The organism is Longimicrobium sp., assembly GCF_036388275.1.
In the GTDB taxonomy this organism is placed as follows: domain Bacteria; phylum Gemmatimonadota; class Gemmatimonadetes; order Longimicrobiales; family Longimicrobiaceae; genus Longimicrobium.
The window spans coordinates 84,824-104,505 of the sequence record NZ_DASVSF010000051.1 but is presented as its reverse complement, the minus strand read 5'-3'; the positions used below and the strand labels follow the sequence as shown (position 1 = coordinate 104,505).

The 19,682-nt window shown below is 69.6% G+C and carries 18 protein-coding genes and 2 tRNA genes; 13 read left to right on the top strand and 7 right to left on the bottom strand.

The window, feature by feature from the left end; genetic code table 11:
• Positions 1-4 precede the first annotated feature (4 nt).
• The 5 genes from VF632_RS09905 to VF632_RS09885 form a co-directional block, all read right to left on the bottom strand.
• Positions 5-583, bottom strand: a complete 579-nt coding sequence (locus VF632_RS09905) for a DsbA family oxidoreductase (RefSeq protein ID WP_331022717.1) — start codon at positions 581-583, stop codon at positions 5-7.
• Between the two features lie 772 nt (positions 584-1,355).
• Positions 1,356-2,021: a M15 family metallopeptidase gene (locus VF632_RS09900; RefSeq protein WP_331022716.1), complete on the bottom strand. Its 666-nt coding sequence runs from the start codon at positions 2,019-2,021 to the stop codon at positions 1,356-1,358.
• Complete coding sequence (locus tag VF632_RS09895; RefSeq protein WP_331022715.1) at positions 2,011-2,760, bottom strand: MBL fold metallo-hydrolase; 750 nt, start codon at positions 2,758-2,760, stop codon at positions 2,011-2,013. Before VF632_RS09895 ends, VF632_RS09900 begins: the two co-directional genes overlap by 11 nt.
• A 748-nt stretch (positions 2,761-3,508) precedes the next feature.
• On the bottom strand, positions 3,509-3,985 hold the full coding sequence (locus tag VF632_RS09890) for a hypothetical protein (protein WP_331022714.1): 477 nt from the start codon (positions 3,983-3,985) through the stop codon (positions 3,509-3,511).
• 43 nt (positions 3,986-4,028) lie between these two features.
• Positions 4,029-4,616 carry a D-sedoheptulose-7-phosphate isomerase gene (locus tag VF632_RS09885; RefSeq protein WP_331022713.1) on the bottom strand — a complete coding sequence of 196 codons (588 nt, stop codon included), beginning with the start codon at positions 4,614-4,616 and terminating at the stop codon, positions 4,029-4,031.
• 131 nt (positions 4,617-4,747) lie between these two features.
• Between VF632_RS09885 and VF632_RS09880 the strand changes: the two genes are divergently transcribed.
• Positions 4,748-5,665: a hypothetical protein gene (locus tag VF632_RS09880; protein WP_331022712.1), complete on the top strand. Its 918-nt coding sequence runs from the start codon at positions 4,748-4,750 to the stop codon at positions 5,663-5,665.
• A gap of 1 nt (position 5,666) precedes the next feature.
• Here the strand turns inward: VF632_RS09880 and VF632_RS09875 are convergent, their stop codons facing one another.
• The gene (locus VF632_RS09875; protein ID WP_331022711.1) at positions 5,667-5,852 is read right to left on the bottom strand and encodes a hypothetical protein; all 186 of its coding nucleotides are present in this window, start codon (positions 5,850-5,852) and stop codon (positions 5,667-5,669) included.
• 272 nt (positions 5,853-6,124) lie between these two features.
• On the opposite strand from VF632_RS09875, the gene VF632_RS09870 reads away from it, so the two are divergent.
• The 12 genes from VF632_RS09870 to VF632_RS09815 all read left to right on the top strand — a co-directional run bounded on the left by VF632_RS09870 (position 6,125) and on the right by VF632_RS09815 (position 17,181).
• Positions 6,125-7,468 carry a sigma-54 dependent transcriptional regulator gene (locus VF632_RS09870; RefSeq protein ID WP_331022710.1) on the top strand — a complete coding sequence of 448 codons (1,344 nt, stop codon included), beginning with the start codon at positions 6,125-6,127 and terminating at the stop codon, positions 7,466-7,468.
• A 242-nt stretch (positions 7,469-7,710) separates the two neighbouring features.
• On the top strand, positions 7,711-8,283 hold the full coding sequence (locus VF632_RS09865; RefSeq protein ID WP_331022709.1) for a hypothetical protein: 573 nt from the start codon (positions 7,711-7,713) through the stop codon (positions 8,281-8,283).
• 13 nt (positions 8,284-8,296) lie between these two features.
• Entirely contained in the window at positions 8,297-9,619 is a 1,323-nt protein-coding gene (locus tag VF632_RS09860; protein WP_331022708.1) for a tetratricopeptide repeat protein, read from the top strand.
• A 249-nt stretch (positions 9,620-9,868) separates the two neighbouring features.
• Entirely contained in the window at positions 9,869-11,671 is a 1,803-nt protein-coding gene (locus VF632_RS09855; RefSeq protein ID WP_331022707.1) for a hypothetical protein, read from the top strand.
• Positions 11,672-11,707: 36 nt separating this feature from the next.
• Positions 11,708-12,349, top strand: coding sequence for a YigZ family protein (locus VF632_RS09850; protein ID WP_331022706.1), 642 nt, complete (start codon positions 11,708-11,710; stop codon positions 12,347-12,349).
• 122 nt (positions 12,350-12,471) lie between these two features.
• Positions 12,472-12,867 carry a Minf_1886 family protein gene (locus VF632_RS09845; protein WP_331022705.1) on the top strand — a complete coding sequence of 132 codons (396 nt, stop codon included), beginning with the start codon at positions 12,472-12,474 and terminating at the stop codon, positions 12,865-12,867.
• A gap of 131 nt (positions 12,868-12,998) precedes the next feature.
• On the top strand, positions 12,999-13,196 hold the full coding sequence (locus VF632_RS09840; protein ID WP_331022704.1) for a hypothetical protein: 198 nt from the start codon (positions 12,999-13,001) through the stop codon (positions 13,194-13,196).
• 69 nt (positions 13,197-13,265) lie between these two features.
• Entirely contained in the window at positions 13,266-14,801 is a 1,536-nt protein-coding gene (locus VF632_RS09835; RefSeq protein ID WP_331022703.1) for an NAD(P)H-hydrate dehydratase, read from the top strand.
• Positions 14,802-15,346: 545 nt separating this feature from the next.
• Positions 15,347-16,624 carry a phosphopyruvate hydratase gene (gene eno / locus VF632_RS09830; protein WP_331022702.1) on the top strand — a complete coding sequence of 426 codons (1,278 nt, stop codon included), beginning with the start codon at positions 15,347-15,349 and terminating at the stop codon, positions 16,622-16,624.
• The gene (locus VF632_RS09825) at positions 16,621-16,926 is read left to right on the top strand and encodes a septum formation initiator family protein (protein ID WP_331022701.1); all 306 of its coding nucleotides are present in this window, start codon (positions 16,621-16,623) and stop codon (positions 16,924-16,926) included. The genes eno and VF632_RS09825 overlap by 4 nt, the downstream gene beginning before the upstream one ends.
• A gap of 61 nt (positions 16,927-16,987) precedes the next feature.
• Positions 16,988-17,061, top strand: a tRNA-Met gene (locus VF632_RS09820).
• Positions 17,062-17,107: 46 nt separating this feature from the next.
• A tRNA-Met gene (locus VF632_RS09815) sits at positions 17,108-17,181 on the top strand.
• Between the two features lie 140 nt (positions 17,182-17,321).
• On the opposite strand, the gene VF632_RS09810 is transcribed toward VF632_RS09815, so the two are convergent.
• A complete protein-coding gene (locus VF632_RS09810; protein WP_331022700.1) occupies positions 17,322-18,668 on the bottom strand; it encodes a tyrosine-type recombinase/integrase in 1,347 nt (448 codons plus the stop codon).
• Positions 18,669-19,682 lie beyond the last annotated feature (1,014 nt).

Below are 19,682 nucleotides of genomic sequence, written 5' to 3'. Positions count from 1 at the left end.
CCAGTCACTGTTCCAGGATCGCCGCGCGCAGCTCCGCGAAGGGCCGCGCGCCCACGATCCAGCGCGCTTCGTCGCCCGTCCCGGCCACCAGCGTGGGCGTCTGCTGCACCCCCACGCCGCGTGCCGCCTCCAGCTCCGCGTCGATGCGCGCCGCCGCGCCGCCCACGTCGAGCACTACGTGCATCTCCGTGGCGTCCAGCCCCACTCCGGCGCCCAGTTCCGCCAGCACGTCGATGCGGCTGATGTCGCGGCCTTCGCCGAAGTAGGCGGCGAACAGGGCCTCGCGCATCCGCACGCCCACGCCGTTGCGGGCCGCGAACGCCGCCGCCTCGTGCGCCTTGCGCGTCCGCACCGCCAGCGGGGGCACCGACAGCGGCAGGCCCAGCTCGTCCGCCAGGGGCCGCAGCGCATCCATCCACGCGCCGTTCATCTCCGGCAGCGGCCCGGGCGCGGGGTGCAGCTCGAACGCCATCCAGGTGGGCTGCACCTGCCCCTCGCGCTGCATGCGCCGCACCGCCGCCTCGGCAACGTACGAGAACGGGCAGGCGAAGTCCGAAAACACCACCAGCGGAACGGCCGCCATGCTCCAACCACTGCCCTGGGAACGCGCTCGGGAGGGCGCCAATCTGCCCCGCGCCCCCGCTGTCCGCAACCCCGCTCAGCACTTGGAAGTTGGGGTGAACGGCAGCGGTCCCCGATCCCTGGACCGCTCGCCTCGGCCTGCACGGGCGAATGAATTCGCTGCAACAACCACACGAAGTCTGCCTTCGCAGACTGGCTAGTTTCGTGTGGCTGAAACGATGGGGGCACGCCCCGACCACTGTCCTCCCGCCGAGTGCTGCCTCCGGCGCAATCTGTCATCCAGAGGCCCGGGCGCACTCAACCGGCCCGCAGTGCATACCATGCAGGGCCGTGGGATCTTGCCGCGGATGCCTCTTGGCTGGGGCGCGGCAGCGGCACGGAACTCTAGGCCTCCGTCCTGACCCCCGCCTGGGGGAGCGGCCCAAGCCTCCCCGGGCGAATGAATTCGCTGCAACAGCCACACGAAGTCTGCCTTCGCAGACTGGCTTGTTCTTGTGTGGTGAGGACTTTGTGGCGCGACCGTGGTTCCAGCCGGGCTCTCGTGCAGGGGCAGGTCCGGCGCGCGGCTTTCGGTGTGTCGCGGATCCCTCAGTCGCTGCAAACCATGGAGCGATGGAAAGTTACGCTTGGCCGCTCCTTCGGGATGACACCGCGTCTGCAGGTTCGGCGTGCGTGCAGGTGAAGCCTCACGCAGTTTGTGAGGCTTTCCGCCGCTGTTGCCGCGGCTTCAGCCGCCCCTGCTCGGGAGTCAGGATTCGGGAAGCCGTCCCCCGTCAGCGGAAGCAGCGGAGGGGCGCGTCCAGAGGCTCGTAGTCGCCGCCGATCCGGAAGTGCCACCACTCCTTTTCGTAGTTGGCGTAGCCTTCGGCGCGCATCGCCTCCACCAGGACCATCCGGTTCGCGAGCACCTGCCCGGTCGCGTTCGCGGTGTGGGCCGCCTCGGAAAAGGTGTCGTACGGCGTGCCCATGTCCAGCTCGCGGCCGGAGCGCGCATCCACCAGCGTCAGGTCGACCGTGGTCCCCAGGTTGTGGCCGCTCCGCCGGGCCACGTACCCCTGCTGCAGCACCCACTGATTCCCGCTGCGCTCGGCCCAGTTCACCATCGCCAGGGTGGCGCGGACGGGGCGATAGGCATCGTACACCTTCAGGCTCAGCCCCCGCGGGCGAAGCCGCCGCTGCACCCGCGCCAGCGCCTCGGCGGCGTTCGGCCGCATCATCGCCAGGGGCCGCTCGTAGCCGGGGAGGACGGCGCCCGTGAAGTTGTTGCGCGTGGCGTAGCGGATGTCGGTGCGGATGGACGACTCCACCCGGCGCACGTTTACCAGCGTGCCCGCGGGCAGGTCGCATTCGCCCACGTGGGCCACCGCCGGCGCGCAGCCCGTGACGAGAACGGCGGCGACCGCGAGGCCGAAGCTGCGCATGAAGAGATTAGAAGTCATATCGGGCTCCGTCGGTGCCGAATTCAACGTGGGGAAAGATCGTCCGAGCCGCCGCGAGCTGCGCATCCTCCACGCCGGGCGGAAGGTGGACGAGCACCAGGCGTCCAACACCCGCCTCGCGCGCCACCTCGGCCGCCTGCTGGTTGGTGCTGTGCCCGCCCTGCTCGGTGCCGGTGGCCTCGTGCACCAGCACGTCCGCGCCGCGCGAAAGCTCGATGATCAGGTCCGACCTGGCAGTGTCGCACGAGTACGCCGCCACGCCGGGGCCGCGCGCATCTTCCACGCGCAAGCCGACCACCGGGACGCCGTGGATGCCGGGCGCGGCCGTGATCCGCCACCGCTCGTTCGCCAGTACCTGTGCGCCGGCCTCGTGCGCCACCTCGTGCCAGGTGATGTCGGGCACGCCCTTCCATCCGCCGGTGTGGAACGCCTCCCAGGCGCGGCGGGCCTGGTCGATGGCGGGACGGATGCCGTACACGGGGATGGGATCGCGGCGGCCGAGCAGCCAGATCTTTTCCATGAACAGGGGAAACCCCGACACGTGGTCCGGGTGCTCGTGCGTAACGATCATCGCCTCGATGTCGGCCGGGTCGATGCCGGCGGCCATCAGGCGCTGCACGACGTCGCCGCCGCAGTCCACCACCACGCTGCGGCCTTGGCTCTCGAAGGCCAGCATGGTGGTGGTGCGCGACGGGTCGCTGACCGCCGCGCCGGTGCCGAGAAGGTGAACGACGGGCATCGTGGCCCTGGTTCCAGGTGGAGGACGGTACTGCGCGCCTGCGGGCATCATCATGCGCCGTCCCGGCCCCGCGGGGCAAGCGTGGGGCCCCTCCCCCGGCCCCTCCCCCGGCAAACTGCGCCGGGAGAGGGGTGAACTCCGAGTGCGCTTCGGCTGGATGCCCGTGAATGCCGCGGGTGCCCCCTCTCCCGGCCTCTCCCCCGCAAACTGCGCGGGAGAGAGGAGAACGTCGTACCGGATTAGGCCGGCTGCCGGTGCATGCCTTGGAAGCCCCCTCCCCCCGGCCCCCGTCCCCCGCTGCGCAGGGGAGGGGGAGACCTTCGATGCGCTTCGGCTTGCTGGGCGCACTCGACTGGCTCCCTTCCCCCGCGCAGTTTGCGGGGGAAGGGCTGGGGATGGGGGGCGCCGGCCCGAGCACCGGACTGACCTGGACGCACCAAGACCCGAAGTGTACCCCCTCGCCCACGCTGTTTGTGGGAGAGGGTGGCACGCGTGTCAGCGCGGCCGGGTGAGGGCCCCACGGCAGCCGAAGCCTCGGCTACGGTGACCGCTGCCGCGCTCAGGGTGAAAGGTATCTGCGGCTAGATCCTTCGGCCCGCGAGGGACGGTGTGCGGGCGAGTCCAGTGCGCCTGGGCCTCAGGATCACAAGCCTCTGTGCGGTTTTAGTGGCCCAGTGTGCGCCGAAACGCAGAGGGCGGCTCCCCGAAAAGGAAGCCGCCCCGTCCCTGCGCCCCGCCTGGTCCAGCTTCAGCCCTCTTTCTGGTCCTCCACCAGCTTGTTGCAGGCGTGATCGGCGTACTCGCGCGACACGGTGAAGTCGTTGGCGTACAGGCGCGCCACGTTCTCTTCGACGCTGCCCTCCGAGGGCGGGCTCACCCTGAACTTGCCCGCCGACTGGATGTACGCCAGCGAATCCTGCTTGCTGCCGGCGTGGAACGCCGAGTCCAGATACGCCGCCTCGTGCGCCTTGACGTCGGCGTACGCCGCGTACACCTGCGCAAACGTGTGCGGCGCCCGCACGATGTCGGGAATTCCGGCTCCGGCCTGCTGCCGCATCATCGTATCCAGCTGCGCAAGCTGCGACTGCGCCCGCTGCTGAAGCGCCTCGGTGATGCAGGCCGTGCGGCGGGCCTCCAGCCGCTTGGTGCGCTGCTCCGGCGTGATCTCGTCGCCGCCGCAGGCGGCCAGCAGCAGGGCCAGGGCGGCAGGGGCGGTTCTGTACATGGCTCGGACGGTCCGTTCGGCGTAGGGCATCACAGGTGCGGCTTCAAGCGGATTCGGGAAACAGCGTCAGCTCGACGAGTTCGCAGAGCAGGTGGATCAGGGTGATGTGGCCTTCCTGGATGCGCTCCGTGGCCTGCGCGGGCACGATCAGCAGCTCGTCGCACAGCTCGCGCAGGGCGCCGCCGTCGCGGCCGGACAGGCCCAGCACCAGCATCCCCCGCTCCCGGGCCGCCCGGGCCGCGCGGAGCACGTTGGGCGAGCTGCCGCTGGTGCTGATGGCCACCAGCACGTCGCCGGCGCGGCCCATCGCCTCTACCTGCCGGCTGAAGGCGGTGTCGAACTCGTAGTCGTTGCTCCAGCAGGTGAGCGTGGGCGCGTCGAGCAGGTGGTGCGCCGGAAGGCCCGGGCGGTCGCGCTTGTACCGCGCCACCAGCTCCTCTACCAGGTGCATGGCGTCGCACGCCGAGCCGCCATTGCCGCACGCGTACAGCCGGTTTCCCGCGCGAAACGCCCCCGCCACCCGCCCCGCCGCCCGCGCCACGCCCGGCGCCATGTCGCGCATCGCCAGCTTCACCCGGGCGGATTCGTCCAGCGCGTCGCGCACCAGCTCCAGCGTTTCGGCTTCAGTCATGCGATACGGCGGCCCCGCGGGGCGTGGAACGGGCGACAGCCGGGGCGCGCCCGGCCAGGATCGTACGGCTGATACTCCAACGCGGGTGGAATGATTCCATGGGGTGGACGGGGCACGCAAGGGCAGGGGCCGTGATGATGATGGCGGCGGCGATGCTGGCCGCCTGCGAACGCGCCGAAGACACCCTGGGCACCGTGCGCCGGGTGCCGCTCCCTGACAGCCTCCCTGACGGCGCCACCCTGGCCGTGGACTCCGCCCGGCACTTGTGGATCGGCACGCCGGGGCGGCTGATGGCCCTGGACTCGGCCGGCCGCTCCGTGCGCGTGGTGCAGACCCCCGGCACCGAGGCGCCGCGCCTGCTGGGGGAGCGCGAGGGACGCCTGGGCATCGCCGCGGGCGAGCGCGCGGCGGTGGCCGCCGCGGGAAGCGCGCGCGCCGAGGGCGGATGGAGTTCGGCGGCGGTGCGCACCCTGGCGGCGGACCCGCGCGGGGCGTGGGTGTTCGCGGCCAACCGCCGGGGGGGCGTGGTGGGGCTGGACGCCGCCACGCTCACCCCGGCGTGGGGCTGGCCCGAAACGGGGACGCAGGCGCTGGCGGTGGCCGTGTCGCCGCTGGGCGACCGCGTGTACGTGTCGGTGGACGAGGCGGAAGACGGCAAGCCCCAGGTGCAGGTGCGCGACGCGGCCACCGGGCGGGTGCTCTTTCGCGCGGAGCAGGCCGAGGCCCTGCGCGCGCTGGCCGTGGCCCCCGACGGCACCCTGTTCGGCGTCGCGGACGGCGCCGTCGTCCGGCTTCGGCACGAGGGGCAGGTGCTTCGGCGGCTGTGGTCGGTGTCGCCCGGGGCGGGTGACGCGGCGGAGCTGCGGATGGACCCCACGGGGCGGCGGGTGGCGGTGCTGGGCAGGGGAAGCGGCGCCACGCTGGCGGTGCTGGACGCGGGGGACGGGCGTGTTCTGGGGCAAACGAAAACGGCGCCCCTCGACGCCGCGTTCGGCGTGGATGGGCGCCTGTACCTGCTGGAGCGCCGTGCCGTGCGGATCGTCCGCTAGCTCAGTGGCCCAGGTCCGAGTCGCCGCCCTTCATCATGAAGCCGGCCACCAGGAACGGCAGCGAGTTCAGGGCAATGCTGAAGAACGCCGCGTAAACCAGGTACTGGTTGCCCCACATGACGCCGGCGACCAGGGCGGCGATCGCCGGTAGGGTCATCAGCACGGCGGCGATCATGGCGAACTTCATCGGTCCGTCTCCAGAAGCGGTGCGTTGTCGCGGGTCGGGTGCCGCAAAGGCGCGCCAACCTACGCGCCCGCCCCGCTCTCCGGCAAGGGTGGCTTCCGGCATGGACGGTGCCACCCTCGCGGCCACCCCAATCTGCTCCTCGAAGATGTGGCAGACGGCGGATCAGCACGGCGCGTTAAAGCGGGCGAAACGTTTGCGCGACGCATGGGTGGGCGCTATACTGTTCTGATTCCCGTATTCCCAGGCGTTCCCACAAGGTCCCGCTGCCTTCCTTGAAGGTATTGCTTCTCGACGCTGACCGAAGCCTTGGTCGAACGCTCGAACCGGAGCTGGACGACGCGGAGCTCCACGCCGCGTGTTCGCTTACGGACGGGCTGCGCCTGATCGCGTCGAGGTCGTGGGACCTGATCCTCCTGGACGCCGATTTTTCCGGCGCGGGAATGGAGCTGCTGGGCCGGCTGCACGGCGACGGGGGAATGGCGCCCGTGGTGCTTCTTTCGTCGCAGCCCACGATGGACCTGGCCATGGAGGCCATCCGGCACGGGGCGCACGACGTGCTTCCCAAGCCGCTGCCGCGCGGCCGGGTGCGCGAAATCCTGGTGGGGATCGAGGAGATCAAGCGGCTTCGCCCGCTCCCCGAGGTCACCAGCCCCGACGGCACCACCATCGTGGGCGCCAGCTCGCAGATGATGGGGGTGTTCAAGTCGGTGGCCCGCGCCGCCACCAGCGACGCCACCGTGCTGGTGCTGGGCGAAAGCGGCACCGGCAAGGAGATGGTGGCCCGCGTTCTCCACTCGCGCTCCAACCGGTCGCGCGGGCCGTTCGTGGCCATCAACTGCGCCGCCATCCCCGAGAACCTGCTGGAAAGCGAGCTGTTCGGCCACGAGAAGGGCGCGTTCACGGGCGCCATCGGGCGGCGGATCGGCCGGTTCGAGCGGGCGAACGCGGGCACGCTCTTCCTCGACGAGATCGGCGACATGTCGATGGCGCTGCAGAGCAAGATCCTGCGGGCCATCCAGGAGCGCGAGGTAGAGCGGGTGGGCGGCGGGTCGCCCGTGTCCATCGACGTGCGCATCGTGGCGGCCACCAACCGCGACCTGGCGCAGGCGGTGCGCGAGGGCAAGTTCCGCGAAGACCTGTACTACCGCCTGGCGGTGGTCACGGTGATGCTTCCGCCGCTGCGGCAGCGCGGCGACGACCTGGACCTGCTCTCCTTGCACTTCTTCGCGCATTACGCACGGGAGCACGCGCGCCCCATTCGGGCCGTGGCGGAAGAAGTGTTCAACGTGATGCACCGCCACCCCTGGCCGGGCAACGTTCGGCAGCTGCGGAACGCGGCCGAGCGGGCGGTGGTGATGGCCGATGGCGAGATCCTGCTTCCGCAGCACCTGCCCGCCGACATCCTGAACCCGCCCGAGGCGGCGGCGGACGGCACCGGCGGTGGCGAGGACGCGGCCGAGCCGCCCATGGTGACGCTGGAAGAGATGGAGAAGCGGATGATCCGCCGCGCGCTGCGTGAAACGGCGAACAACGTGACGGTCGCGGCCGAGCGGCTGGGAATTCACCGGAACACGCTCCGGCGGAAGATCCAGGACTACGGGCTGGGGCAGGGCTGACACCCGCCTGGCCCTGCGTTTGCACGACTGGTCCGTACACTTCTGCATTGCACCGGATGAGTGCACTGTGCCCACTTCCGGTGCGGAAGCGCCCCCTGCTCGCCGTGGCCAGACGGTAGCTTTTTCTGGCCTAAGCCGTTATGTTGCAAGCAGTTGACCCGCGCGCCGATCCCCGGCGCGCCGCGGTACGCGCCCTGCGCTGGCGCAATCGTCCCCTCTGTTCACCACCCCGGAGGACTTTGATGATCCACCTCATTCGTAAGCTGGGCTGCACCGTCGCCGTCGCGCTGCTGGTTCTCTCCGCCGGATGCACCGACGCGGCTTCGCCGCTGACGGCCCGGGCGGGCGAGCCGGCGTTCAACACGGGCGGCGGCCCCGACGTCGCCGCGCTGGCCCGCTTCGAGAAGAAGCCGCAGATCACGATCGCGTGGGCGAAGAAGTGGATCGGCCCGGAAGGCGGACGGCTGGACTTCTACGGGTTCGCCATCGAGGTGCCCGCCGGCGCGGTCGACAAGGTGACGATGTTCACCATCCGCCTCCCCGTGGATCCGAAGGGGTCGGACCACGTGCTGGCCGAGTTCGGACCCCACGCCCAGCCGTTCAACAAGCCGGTCAGCATCGAGCTGCCCTACCGCAACACCAGCATCGAGGGGTCGTCCACTCCCACGATCGTGTGGTGGAACAACGGTTGGGTCGACGTGGGTGCCAGCATCACGGCCGACGGCCTGCGCCTGCGCACCGACACCGACCACTTCTCCTCGTACGGCACCACTGACAGCCACCGTACCGGCACGCTGATCGTCGGCGGCGGCTGAGATCTCCCGGCTGATGTCTTCTCTCCGTCGCTCCGAGTCCACCGTCGAAGAACTCCTGGCTCTCGTCCCCGAACTGGACGACTTGGAGCTGCTTCGGCTACGCGTGATCCGCGCTGCTGTTCCCGACCCGGGTAGGGCGTGGGACAGTTCCAGCGCGTACACGACCGTCGACAAACGCATCGTATCGGCGGAGGATGTGGAGAGGTCGATCGGAGAGGCAGAAGAGAGCCTGCGCCAGTACGTCACAAGCCTGTACGAGGGCCTGCGGCCGGTGTTCCGGGCGTACTACGAGGGGCGGGACAGCGAATCCGCTGATTTGCTGGTGCAGTTGGGTGAGCGGATGGAGGCTTCGGGGCGCCTGAAGGGCGCCCGCCAGTGCTACCGTTCGGCGCTCACGCTGGCGCTGCCTCTGATCGAAAAGGGGCCACAAATCCTTGCGCTCCGGCGCATCGCGCGTGTCGCGGTGGCGCTCGCCGATTTCCAGGAAGCGGCGCAGTACTATGACCGCAGTGCCCAACTTGCTCGTGACGATGGAGACCTGCGCGGAGAACTGGTGGCGCGCACCGGGACGGCCAACGTGCTCGTATGGCAAGGCCGCTGGCCCGAAGCCGAACTCAAGTACCGTGAGGCGCTGGCGCTGATCGGCACTGTGGAGCCCGCGGAATTTGCGCAGGAGCTGGTGCCTCTGTTCTACAACCTGGGCATGCTCGCCACCCGTATGGCACGCCTTGGTGAAGCCGAGGAGTGGCTTGCCCGCGCGTTCCAGCTTGCGGAGAACGGCGAGTCCACGGTGGATCTGGCTGCCTGCCACATCAACCTCGCGCAACTCCGCGAAAAGCAGGGTCGGTTCGAGGAGGCCCATGCGGCCTATGACCAGGCGCGGGCGCTTCCGGTCCCGCCCGCCATCCTCTCGGCCATTGCGAGTGACCTTGCGGATCTCAGCATTCGTGATGGTCACGTGAGCCAGGCCGAAGAGTGGGGCCGAGTGGCCGAAGAGCATGCGATTGCCGCCGGGAGTGCGTACATCCTGGGTCGCATGTACCAGGGGCGTGGCAACATCGCCCGGGCGCGAGGCGACGAGGACGGGTTCACCTTCTACGAGAAGGCGCTGGAAATTTCTCGCGAGAAGGGCTACCCCTATCTGGAGGCCGAAACGCTGGCCGATTACGCCGAACTGCGGCGCCAGTCCGGGGGGGTCGAGGAAGCATCGGCATACCTGGAGCGGGCGCGCGACATCTTCAACGAACTCGGCGCCGTCCGGGACGTCGCGCGCGTGCAGTCCACGCTGAGTGAATTGGCGGCATCCATCCAGGTGCCCGTAGTGGCTGGCGACTGAGCTCCAGAACCTTGACTTCGCGTTCGAGATGACGGCCCGCCCTCCCCTGAGCGCGGGCCGTCGCTCGTTCCGGCAAACGTGTTGACCTACCACGGTGCGGCGGGGCTCCCGGGTGGGAGCCCCGTTCGTTTTGTGGCACCCGGAGACCCGGCCCGAACATTGCCCCCGTGCGGTGGGTACATCACGCTCCCCGACCCACCCGGCCCCGGCGTTCATCCGCGGCCGCAAAACGCCCTGACCAGAATCCGCGTGCCCGGTTCACGCATCTACGCCGTCGTTGCGCGCCTGGCGCTGCCCGCGCTGGCCCTTGGGGCCGCGCTTCCGGCGGCGGCCCAGGACGGCGGGTGCTCCGATGGCCGCGTGTCCGAGGTCTTCATCGACGCAGGCGACGTGTTCGAGCTGGGCAGCCCCGATCTGGAGCCCCGCCTGAGCCGCGTGTACCGCGCGGCGAACGACATGCACCTGCGCACCCGCGAGTCCATCATCGCCCGCGAGCTGCTGTTCGAGGCGGGCGAGTGCTACCGCTCCGCGCTCCTTGCAGACTCCGAGCGCACCCTGCGCAGCTTTCCGTTCCTGGCCGACGCCAGCGTCTTCGGCGTGCGGCAGCCGGACGGCGACTGGCACGTGGTGGTGCGCACCCGCGACGAGTGGTCTACCCGGCTGGAGCCGCAGATGGACGGCGACTCCGACGGGTGGGGGCTGATCGGGGTGGAGTTCCGCGAAGAGAACGTGCTGGGCAGGGGACTGCAGATCAGCCTGTTCGCCAAGGAGTACCAGCGGGAGCGGGTGTACGGCGGCGCCGTATCCACCCCGCAGCTGTTCGGAACGCAGGTGGACGCCGAGGTGGGGCTGGAGCGCACGCCGGTGGGCGTGGCCGTCACGCAGCGGCTGGCGTACCCGTTCCGCGGCGAGAACGGGCGCTGGGCCTGGCGCCAGCAGTTCGAGCGGATGGAGCGCAACTTCGAGTTCTTCGTGCCGCGGGAGGATGGGGGTGTCCGCCGCACGTACTTCGCCGAGAAGCGGCAGTCGTTCGACGTGGGAACGGTGACGCGGTTCGGCCCGCGGGGAAGCCTGACGCTGCTGGGCGTGGCGCTGGCGGGCGAGCGCACCGAGTACCCGCGCGACTGGCTGAGCATGGACGGGGACGGCGGCCAGCCGGTGCCCCTGGCGGCGAAGCCGCCGCTGCAGGTAGACCCGGTACCGGTGACCGGGCTGGACACGCTGTCCAGCGTGCGCGTGGTGTTCCTGGCGGGGCACCGCAGCGTGTACTTCAAGCGCCTTCGCGGGCTGGACGCCGTCCACGGCACCGAAGACGTGCGCATGGGCATCGACGTGGAGGCCGGCGTGGGCCGCAGCCTGTCGGCGCTCTCCACCGACGACGACCTGTCGGTGGCGGTGGGGGTGATGGCGGCGGGAGACCTGATTCCCGGCGTGCTGGCGGGGGTGCGCGCGACGGCGGAGGGACGGCGCGACTACGGCGCGGACCCGGGGCGTTCGGAATGGCGCGACCTGTTCGGCCAGTTCGACGGCTGGGCGTACTGGCGCCCGCACGCGGAGTCGCGGCACACCTTCGTGGCGGCGGTCTCGGCCGTGGGCGGGTTCCGCACGCGGGTGCCGTTTCAGCTCACGCTGGGGCACCGGGCCGGGGTGCGGGGGCTTCCCGCTCACGCGTACCCGGGCGAGCGGCGGGCGGTCGCCACGCTGGAGCACCGCGCGTACCTGGGCTGGCCGAACGCGCGGCTCTTCGACCTGGGCTCGGCGGCGTTCGTGGACGTGGGCAAGATGTGGGCGGGGGGCGATGCCTTCGCGGCCAGCTCACCCGTGGCCATGAGCGTGGGCGTGGGATTGCGGGCGGCGTTCCCCCCGGGGTCGCGGCGCACCTACCGACTGGACGTGGCCACGCCGCTCGTCGGCGGCGTCCCCGGCCGCAGGCTGACGGTGACGCTGGGCATCGGGCAGGCCGTAGGCCGCAACAACGCGGGCGAAGACGCACAGCTGCGCCGCAGCTCCCGCCGCCCCCTCTCCGCCTCGCTGTTCAGCTTCCCGGACTGAGGCCTGTCCGGACTCTCGCACTCTCGCACTTCCCTCGTGTCCGACACCTTCACCACCCTCGCCGCGCCCGCCGAGGCGCAGATGCGCGAAAAGGCCTCGACGTTCCTGGCCTACGCGGCGCCGGTGGAGAGCGAGGCAGAAGCGCGCGCCATTCTCGCCGACCGCGGCAAGGCCCTGTGGGACGCCACCCACCACTGCTCGGCGTGGTCGCTGCGCGGCGGAACGCGGCGGGCGAACGACGGGGGCGAGCCCGGTGGCAGCGCGGGCCCACCCATCTTGGCGGCCATCGAGGGCGCGGGGCTCACCGACTGCGTGGTGATCGTCACCCGCTACTATGGCGGAACCAAGCTGGGGGTCGGCGGGCTGGTGCGCGCGTACGGCGACGCGGCCGCCGCGTCGCTGCAGGCGGCGCCCCGGCGCGTGGGCACGTACGCCGAGCGGCTGGCCGTGCGCTACGCGTACGAGCACACGGCCGCGGTCATGCGGGCGCTGGAGCGCGGCGGGGCGGAGGAGGTGGAGCACGGCTACGCGCCCGAGGGCAACGCAGGGACGGTGGATTTCACCCTGCCGCGGGGCCGCGTCCAGGCCCTCGCGGACGAGCTGCGGGAGGCGACGGCGGGCGCCGTTGCACCGGAGCGCGGGGGCGAATGCGTGCTCTATCGGAACGCGAAAACCTGATCGGCGTATTCCTACGCGTGTTCACTCCGCGGCGCACCCGCGGACCCCCCTGAAACGTGATTGCCGGCCCTCCTCTACCGGGCCCGGCGCGCGCGCCAGAGCGCACCTGAAGGAGACCCGGGATGGATGGAGCCGTGCTCGCCGAGCCCATCATGGAGCGGTTGAGGAAACGCAACCCCGCGTATCACGAAACCGCGTACCTCTTCATCCTTGCCGCCCTCCACTTCACCATCGAGCGCGTGGGTGAGGCCCGCCACATCACCGGCCGCGAGCTGGCCGAAGGGGCCCGCGACCTGGCGATCGAGCGCTTCGGGCTGATGGCCCGCTCCGTCCTGGAGTACTGGGGCATCCGCACCACCCGCGACCTGGGCGAGCTGGTGTTCGCGCTGGTGGACTGCGGGGTGCTCGTAAAGCAGGACGGCGACTGTGTGCGCGACTTCGAGGGCGTGTTCTGCTTCCGCGACGCCTTCGAGCAGAACTATCCCTGGTGCTGCTCGCGCCAGACGCAGGATTCCTGACCCGCATCTTCCCCCAAAACACCCGAGTTCCACCACGTTTCTTCGCGCCCTGGCTGGAACAGCCCTTGCGGCGCGCAGCCCCCGTCCGTGTGTGTGGGGCGGTGAGAACCTTCAGGGGAGGGGGAGAGGCCATGCCGGACGAGCGTGAGTTTCCGCAGTGCCGAAAGTGCAGCCAGGGCGTGCTGCTGCCGCTGTCGGACTATGGCCGCGACGGTGCGCCCATCACCTACAAGGCCTGGGTGTGCACCAACCCCGAGTGCGGGTTCAATATCCGCATCGACAACGGCGAGATCAGCTTCGGCCGCACCATCGGCCAGAGCTTCAAGTGACGCCCTGTTCCGCATGACCACCCGGCCCACGGCGCCCGCGCGCCGTGGGCCGTTCGCATCCGCGCCGCCATGACCCACGAATTCCCGTTCTTCGCCGCGCCGCGCGTGGACGTCCTCACCGCGGACGAGATGCGGCGGTGGGACGAGCATTCCATCCGCACGGCCGGCATCCCCGAGCGCGTGCTGATGGAATCCGCCGGGCGCGCCGCCGCGTCCGTCATCCACCGGCTGTATCCACAGGGGCGCGTCGTTGCGGCAGTGGGAAGCGGCAACAACGGCGGCGACGCGATGGTGGTCGTCCGCACGCTGCGGGCGTGGGGGCGCGACGTGGCTGCGGTGCAGGTAGGCAGCCGGGCGTCCGATCCGGCGCTGCTGCACGGGTGGGACGTGCGCTCCACCCCGGAGGAGGACGCGGACGAGGCGTTCCGCACGGCGGGGGTGATCGTCGACGGGCTGCTGGGCACCGGCGCGGCGGGCGCCCCTCGCGGCGCGTACGCCCGGGCCATCGAGGCGATCGAGCATGCGGGCCGTCCCGTCGTGGCGCTGGACGGGCCATCGGGCGTGGACCTGGCCACGGGTGCGGCCGAAGGTGTGGCGGTCCGCGCGGGCGTGACCGTCACCTTCGGCGCGCCGAAGCGGGGCCTGCTGCTGTTCCCCGGCCGAGAGCGGGCGGGGCGCATCGTCGCGGTGGAGATCGGGTTCGCGCCGCTGGCGCACGCGGATGCCCGGCTGATCACGCCGGCGTGGGCCCGCGCCGCCCTTCCCGCCGTTCCGCCGAACGCGCACAAGGGGATGATGGGCAAGGTGTCCATCGTCGCGGGGCGGCGGGGGATGGCGGGCGCGGCGGTGCTGGCAGGATTCGGCGCGCTGCGGGCGGGCACGGGGATGGTGTCGATCGTCTCGCCGGATGCCAACCGCGAGATCATCCAGGCGTCCCTGCCCGAAACGCTGTACGTGGATCGGGATGCGCTCGGTCCGGGCTTTCAGTCCGGCTCCCAGGCCGTCGTCGCCGGGCCGGGGATGGGGACGGACGACGAGGCGCTGGACCTGCTCAGCATGATCGCGCGGGGGAGCGACGTGCCGCTGCTGCTGGATGCGGACGCGCTGACGCTTCTGGCCCGCAACCCGGAGCTGCGCGACGTGATCGACCGGCCGCTCGTGCTCACGCCACATCCGGGGGAGATGGGCCGCCTGATCGAAAGGACGGTCCAGGAGATCACGGCAGACCCGTTCGGCGCGGCGACGGAGGCCGCCGAGCGCTTCCGCTGCACCGTGCTGCTCAAGGGCAATCCCTCCCTCGTCGCTGGTGAAGGAGAGCCGACGCTGGTGAACGTGGCGGGGCACTCGGGGCTGGCGACGGGCGGCAACGGGGACGTGTTGAGCGGGGTGATCGGCGCCTTCCTGGCGCTGGGGATGGAGCCGCAAGACGCCGCCGGGGCCGCGCTGTACTACGCCGGCCGCGCCGCGGAGATCGCTGGCCGGGGGCGCGGGCTCATCCCGCGCGACGTGGCGGAGGCGCTTCCCGCGGCGCTGGAGGAGGAGGTGGGGCGGGGGAGCGCGCTCGGGCTGCCGGGGATCGTGCTGGACCTGCCTGCGGCGCGGTAGACCGGGGGCGGCTCATCCGTCGGTCTTGAGGCTCAATCCCGAGGGTAGGAGCCAGCCGCGGGCCTGCACGGGCGAATGAATTCGCTGCAACAACCACACGATGTCCGCCTTCGCGGACTGCATGCTTTGGTGTGGCTTCCGCTGAGTGGCGCGACCGGAACGTGGTGCAGTTCTCCCCCTCTCCCGCTTGCGGGAGAGGGGGCCGGGGGGAGAGGGCGGCTGGGGATTGCACGGCCGATTTCGAAACGCCCCGCCGCTCGCCAGGGTACCAGGCGGGGCGCGGCAGCGGTCACGGAGACTGAGGCCGCGGCGCTGCACGGGCGAATGAAAATGAATTCGCTGCAACAACCACACGATGTCCGCCTTCGCGGACTGCAGGCTTTGGTGGTTCACGCCGGGGGGCGCGCCTCTGGTTCGGTGGGGCTCAGGGTGAGGCATGGCCCTTGGCCGAAGTTGACAGTCGCGCGCCGGAAAAGTACGTTCCGCTGGCAGGCTTTCCGTCGAAATCACGACCCATTCACTCGCGCCCACGCGGTCCCGAATACATGGCGATCATCACCGAGATCCACGCACGCGAGATCCTGGATTCGCGCGGAAACCCCACCGTCGAAGCCGACGTCCTGCTTTCCAGCGGCGCCAGCGGGCGGGCGGCCGTGCCCAGCGGCGCATCCACCGGCGAGCACGAGGCCGTGGAGCTTCGCGACGGTGACGACAAGCGCTACCTGGGCAAGGGCGTCACGCGCGCGGTCGAGAACATCGAGGACCAGATCGCCGAGGCGCTGACCGGCTACGACGCGTACGACCAGGTGGCCGTCGACCGGACCATGATCGAGCTGGACGGCACGCCCAACAAGGGCCGCCTGGGCGCCAACGCCATCCTGGCCGTCTCGCTGGCCACGGCCCGCGCCGCCGCCGACGACGCGGGGCTGCCGCTGTACCGGTACCTGGGCGGGGCGATGGCCAACGTCCTTCCCGTCCCCATGCTCAACATTCTGAACGGCGGCGCGCACGCCGGCAACAACGTGGACTTCCAGGAGTTCATGGTGATGCCCATCGGCGCCGAAACGTTCAGCGAGGGGCTGCGGATGGGCGTGGAGGTGTTCCACGCGCTCAAGAAGGTGCTCAGCAAGGCGGGCAAGAGCACCGCCGTGGGCGACGAGGGCGGCTTTGCGCCGGACCTCAAGGACAACGAAGAGGCCGTCGCCGTCATCCTGCAGGCCATCGAGCAGGCCGGCTACCGCCCGGGCGAAGACCTGGTGCTGGCGCTGGACGTGGCCGCGTCGGAGATGTTCCGCGACGGGGGCTACGTCTTCCACAAGTCGTCGGGCGAGCGCAAGACGCCGCAGGAGATGGTGGAGTTCTACGCGGAGTGGTGCCGCCGCTACCCCATCCGCTCCATCGAGGACGGCATGGACGAGAACGACTGGGAGGGCTGGAAGGCGCTGACCCAGGCGGTGGGCGCGGACATCCAGCTGGTGGGCGACGACCTGTTCGTCACCAATACCGAGCGCCTGGCGCGCGGCATCAAGGAAGGCATCGGCAACGCCATCCTGCTGAAGGTGAACCAGATCGGCACGCTCACCGAAACCCTGGACGCCATCCGCATGGCGCGCAAGGCCGGCTTCAACGCCGTGATGTCGCACCGCTCGGGCGAAACGGAAGACACCTTCATCGCCGACCTGGCGGTGGCCACCGGCGTCGGGCAGATCAAGACGGGGAGCGCCAGCCGCACCGACCGCGTGGCCAAGTACAACCAGCTCCTGCGCATCGAGGAGCACCTGGGCGACGCGGCCCTGTATCCCGGACGAGGCCTGTGGCGGTGAGTCCGCGCGCGTTCCGCCGCCTGGCGACGGGCGGGGTGCTGGCCCTGGCGGCGTATTACGCGCTGTGGGGGGGCGAGTACTCCGCCTTTCACCTGCGGCGGCTGGACGCGGACCGCCGCGACGCCGAAACGCGGCTGGCCGACACGCGCGGGCAGGTGGATTCGCTCAAGGTGCTGGCGCGCACGCTGGAACGGGACGACGCGGCCGTGGAGCGCATCGCCCGCGAGCGCTTCGGGATGATCCGCGACGGCGAGCTGCTGTACCGCTTCGTTCCGGTGGACTCGGTGGCCGCGCCGAAGTAGGCAAGCGGCCCTGCCGGGGGTTGACCCGGGGCGGGGGATTGCCTACCTTTGTCGTCCTGATCGCGGGGTGGAGCAGCCTGGTAGCTCGTCGGGCTCATAACCCGAAGGTCGCGGGTTCGAATCCCGCCCCCGCTATTGGACCGGGCCGGTCCTCGTAAAACAGGGCTGGCCCGGTTTCGTCGGCAGGGTAGCTCAGCTGGTTAGAGCGTACGACTCATAATCGTAAGGTCGGGGGTTCGAGCCCCCCCCCTGCTACTAGGCGGTAAAGCAAGGCCACACAACGGTTTACGTTGTGTGGCCTTTGTCTTGTTCCGCTGACGCGGGAGGAAAACAGTCACAAGAACAGTCACAAGAACAGTCACAAGCACCCTACCCTAAATCTTGGATTTTTAGATTTAGATCCTGCGCAGGTGGATTTTCAATTCTGGCTCTACGGCTGCCGAAGGTCCGCCGACTCTGTGCAGGAAGTCAATCATCCGCGACTTGGTCTTGGCGTGGGTCGTGGCCTGCCTGCCCGCTCGAATTCGCTTCACCGTAGCCTTGGGGATGTCCGTTGCGGTACAGATTTCCCCGGTTGTCATCCCGGCGATCGCGGCCAGGAAGCGCTTAACGAGTTCAGCTCCCTGAGCCGCCCCTTCCCGTTCTGCTGGAAGCGGCGGGGCGTACAACGCCTGCAGCTGCGGTTGGAGGTGGGGCCCAACCATCTCCGTTCGGAACGCGAGTTCCTCCATCCTCACGCGGCGGCGCTGGACGCGCCCGTATACCTTCATGATCATGGCGAGCGACGAGTGCCCGACTTCCCGAGCCACCTGGTACGGGTCGATCGGTGCGCCTTGATCGATGCAGGCAAGCCGATGAGTGATGTAGGAGGTCCGGAATACGCGCGTTCTGATCTGGCCATTGGGAAAGCCGGCGCGCGTGGCGATCGCGTCCAGGACTTTTCGCCAGTCCCCTATGGGTGCGCCCGACGCGGTCGTGAAGAGCAACCCATCCGGTCGACCAAGCCTCTGCACATGCGGAAGCAGAGTTTCTGCGAGCTGAGGGTGCATCGGGATCACGCGATCTGAACTATCGGTCTTTGTCCCAGGGATGTAGATCGAGAGCGAGTCAAAGTCGAAGTGGGACACTTGGAGGCGGCGGACTTCGCCTTCCCGCGCACCTGTAAGGATGAAGGTCGCCAGGAACTCGTACGCAAACGTCGGCAGCCCCTTCTGCCCGGTCGCGCTCCAATGGCCCGTGAGGATTCTGGCGCTTTCAAGCAGCAGCGCCAACTCACCAACTTCGAGCCATGATGTCTGACTTCTGGGGGCTCTAGGTTTATCGATCAGCGCAGAAACCGGATTGCTGCCGATCGGTAGCTTGCCCTCGCTGATCGCTCTCCGAAAAAGGCCGCTGAGGGCGCTGAGGTGGAGTCGCCTTGATGCCCGCCCGAGCACGCCGCCCCGGCCGTTGGGTTGCGTCGCGAGCCAGTCGAGGAATCCCCGCACGTCCACGACGCTGATGGTAGCGAGGTTCCGCGGACGTGCTTTCCCCTCGGTGTTGGTCTCCGTCGCGTGCTGGTGCTGAGTGAAGTAGGCAGTCGCTCGATCCAGGTACGTTCGCGAGATGGTCAGCCACTGCTGCAAGTACTCTCCGGACTTTGCTTTTGCTCTGAGGTGGTGATCGGCGAAATGAGCCAGGTCTGCATCCGGGACCAACCCGAAGAGCACCTTGGCGCGCCGCCGTTCAAGCAGATCACTCATCCTCTGTACGAGCAGATGCTCGGCGATCTCTGGATCCGTCGTTGCCCGGGTTTCTCCTGGGGGAATCAACGCCCTCCGTCCACCGCCACGGTTTCGCAGGTCGGCATACGCGCGTAGTTGTCCCCCTTGGTTCCGCCACCGGATGCGGGAATTCTCCTTCGCGATTGGGTGTCTTTGTTTCGCCATCCGTTACCACGAGCCGTAGGAGAGGCGCTTGGGCGTTGAGGCTGCGTGCGTCACTTCTCACGCGCACGATGTCTCGATGCGAGCTGGCTGCCGACACGATCCGATTACGGAGCGGCCCCGGTGCAGGTTGTGTTGAAGCCACTGCCAAGGGCCGCCGCGGCCACGATCGTACGCTTGTGGGAAGAGCGTCCGCGCGAAGAAGTGGTGGGCGAGGGTTGCACGGGGAGATTGTGAGGCGTCGTAATAGTCCTTGCCCGACGAGGCGCGCCGCTCTATCCTCACCAGTGTAATCTACCGGCTTTTATCCAAATAGTATCCAGTAGCGGCCGGGGAAGCAATGCTCCCTGACCGCTATGTCTCTATTTCCCGCCTCCGGGAAGCGGCGCGCGCACGCGCTGAAGCGACATCCGCCAGGGCTGTCGCGCGGGAAATGGGCGTCGCCCACCGAGGGCTCCTCCTCTTCCTCGACGGCTCACGGCCGCAAGCCAAGACGCTGGAGAAGCTGCTCGCCTGGTACGGCAAGCATGTGGAGCGTACCGAGGGGCCTGCCATCAGTGCTCCCGACGCACTACTCGTTCTCGTGCGCTCACTGCCGCCGGAGCACCGCACGGGCGCGTCGGCTGCCGTAATCTCCACGCTCCAAAGAATCCACGCCGATATCGGCGTGGAACTTCCGCGAGAGTTCGCTGCAGCCGCCGAACCCCTGCCAACTGATTCGCGGGCAGAGGGTATTCGGACGGGATGTCCGGATTCGGACCGGCGGGACGGGAGTTCCCGTGTTTAGGGGGATTCTCCCCATCCCTGATCCGACGTGCAATGAAGTGATGT

Excerpts from the sequence above, each read along its gene's own strand:
- VF632_RS09885 (WP_331022713.1), bottom strand. The coding sequence starts at position 4,616 with ATGACTGAAGCCGAAACGCTGGAGCTGGTGCGCGACGCGCTGGACGAA.
- VF632_RS09865 (WP_331022709.1), top strand. The coding sequence starts at position 7,711 with ATGATCCACCTCATTCGTAAGCTGGGCTGCACCGTCGCCGTCGCGCTG.
- VF632_RS09875 (WP_331022711.1), bottom strand. The coding sequence starts at position 5,852 with ATGAAGTTCGCCATGATCGCCGCCGTGCTGATGACCCTACCGGCGATC.
- VF632_RS09860 (WP_331022708.1), top strand. The coding sequence starts at position 8,297 with ATGTCTTCTCTCCGTCGCTCCGAGTCCACCGTCGAAGAACTCCTGGCT.
- eno (WP_331022702.1), top strand. The coding sequence starts at position 15,347 with ATGGCGATCATCACCGAGATCCACGCACGCGAGATCCTGGATTCGCGC.
- VF632_RS09835 (WP_331022703.1), top strand. The coding sequence starts at position 13,266 with ATGACCCACGAATTCCCGTTCTTCGCCGCGCCGCGCGTGGACGTCCTC.
- VF632_RS09895 (WP_331022715.1), bottom strand. The coding sequence starts at position 2,760 with ATGCCCGTCGTTCACCTTCTCGGCACCGGCGCGGCGGTCAGCGACCCG.
- VF632_RS09890 (WP_331022714.1), bottom strand. The coding sequence starts at position 3,985 with ATGTACAGAACCGCCCCTGCCGCCCTGGCCCTGCTGCTGGCCGCCTGC.
- VF632_RS09840 (WP_331022704.1), top strand. The coding sequence starts at position 12,999 with ATGCCGGACGAGCGTGAGTTTCCGCAGTGCCGAAAGTGCAGCCAGGGC.
- VF632_RS09900 (WP_331022716.1), bottom strand. The coding sequence starts at position 2,021 with ATGACTTCTAATCTCTTCATGCGCAGCTTCGGCCTCGCGGTCGCCGCC.
- VF632_RS09905 (WP_331022717.1), bottom strand. The coding sequence starts at position 583 with ATGGCGGCCGTTCCGCTGGTGGTGTTTTCGGACTTCGCCTGCCCGTTC.
- VF632_RS09845 (WP_331022705.1), top strand. The coding sequence starts at position 12,472 with ATGGATGGAGCCGTGCTCGCCGAGCCCATCATGGAGCGGTTGAGGAAA.
- VF632_RS09810 (WP_331022700.1), bottom strand. The coding sequence starts at position 18,668 with ATGAGTGATCTGCTTGAACGGCGGCGCGCCAAGGTGCTCTTCGGGTTG.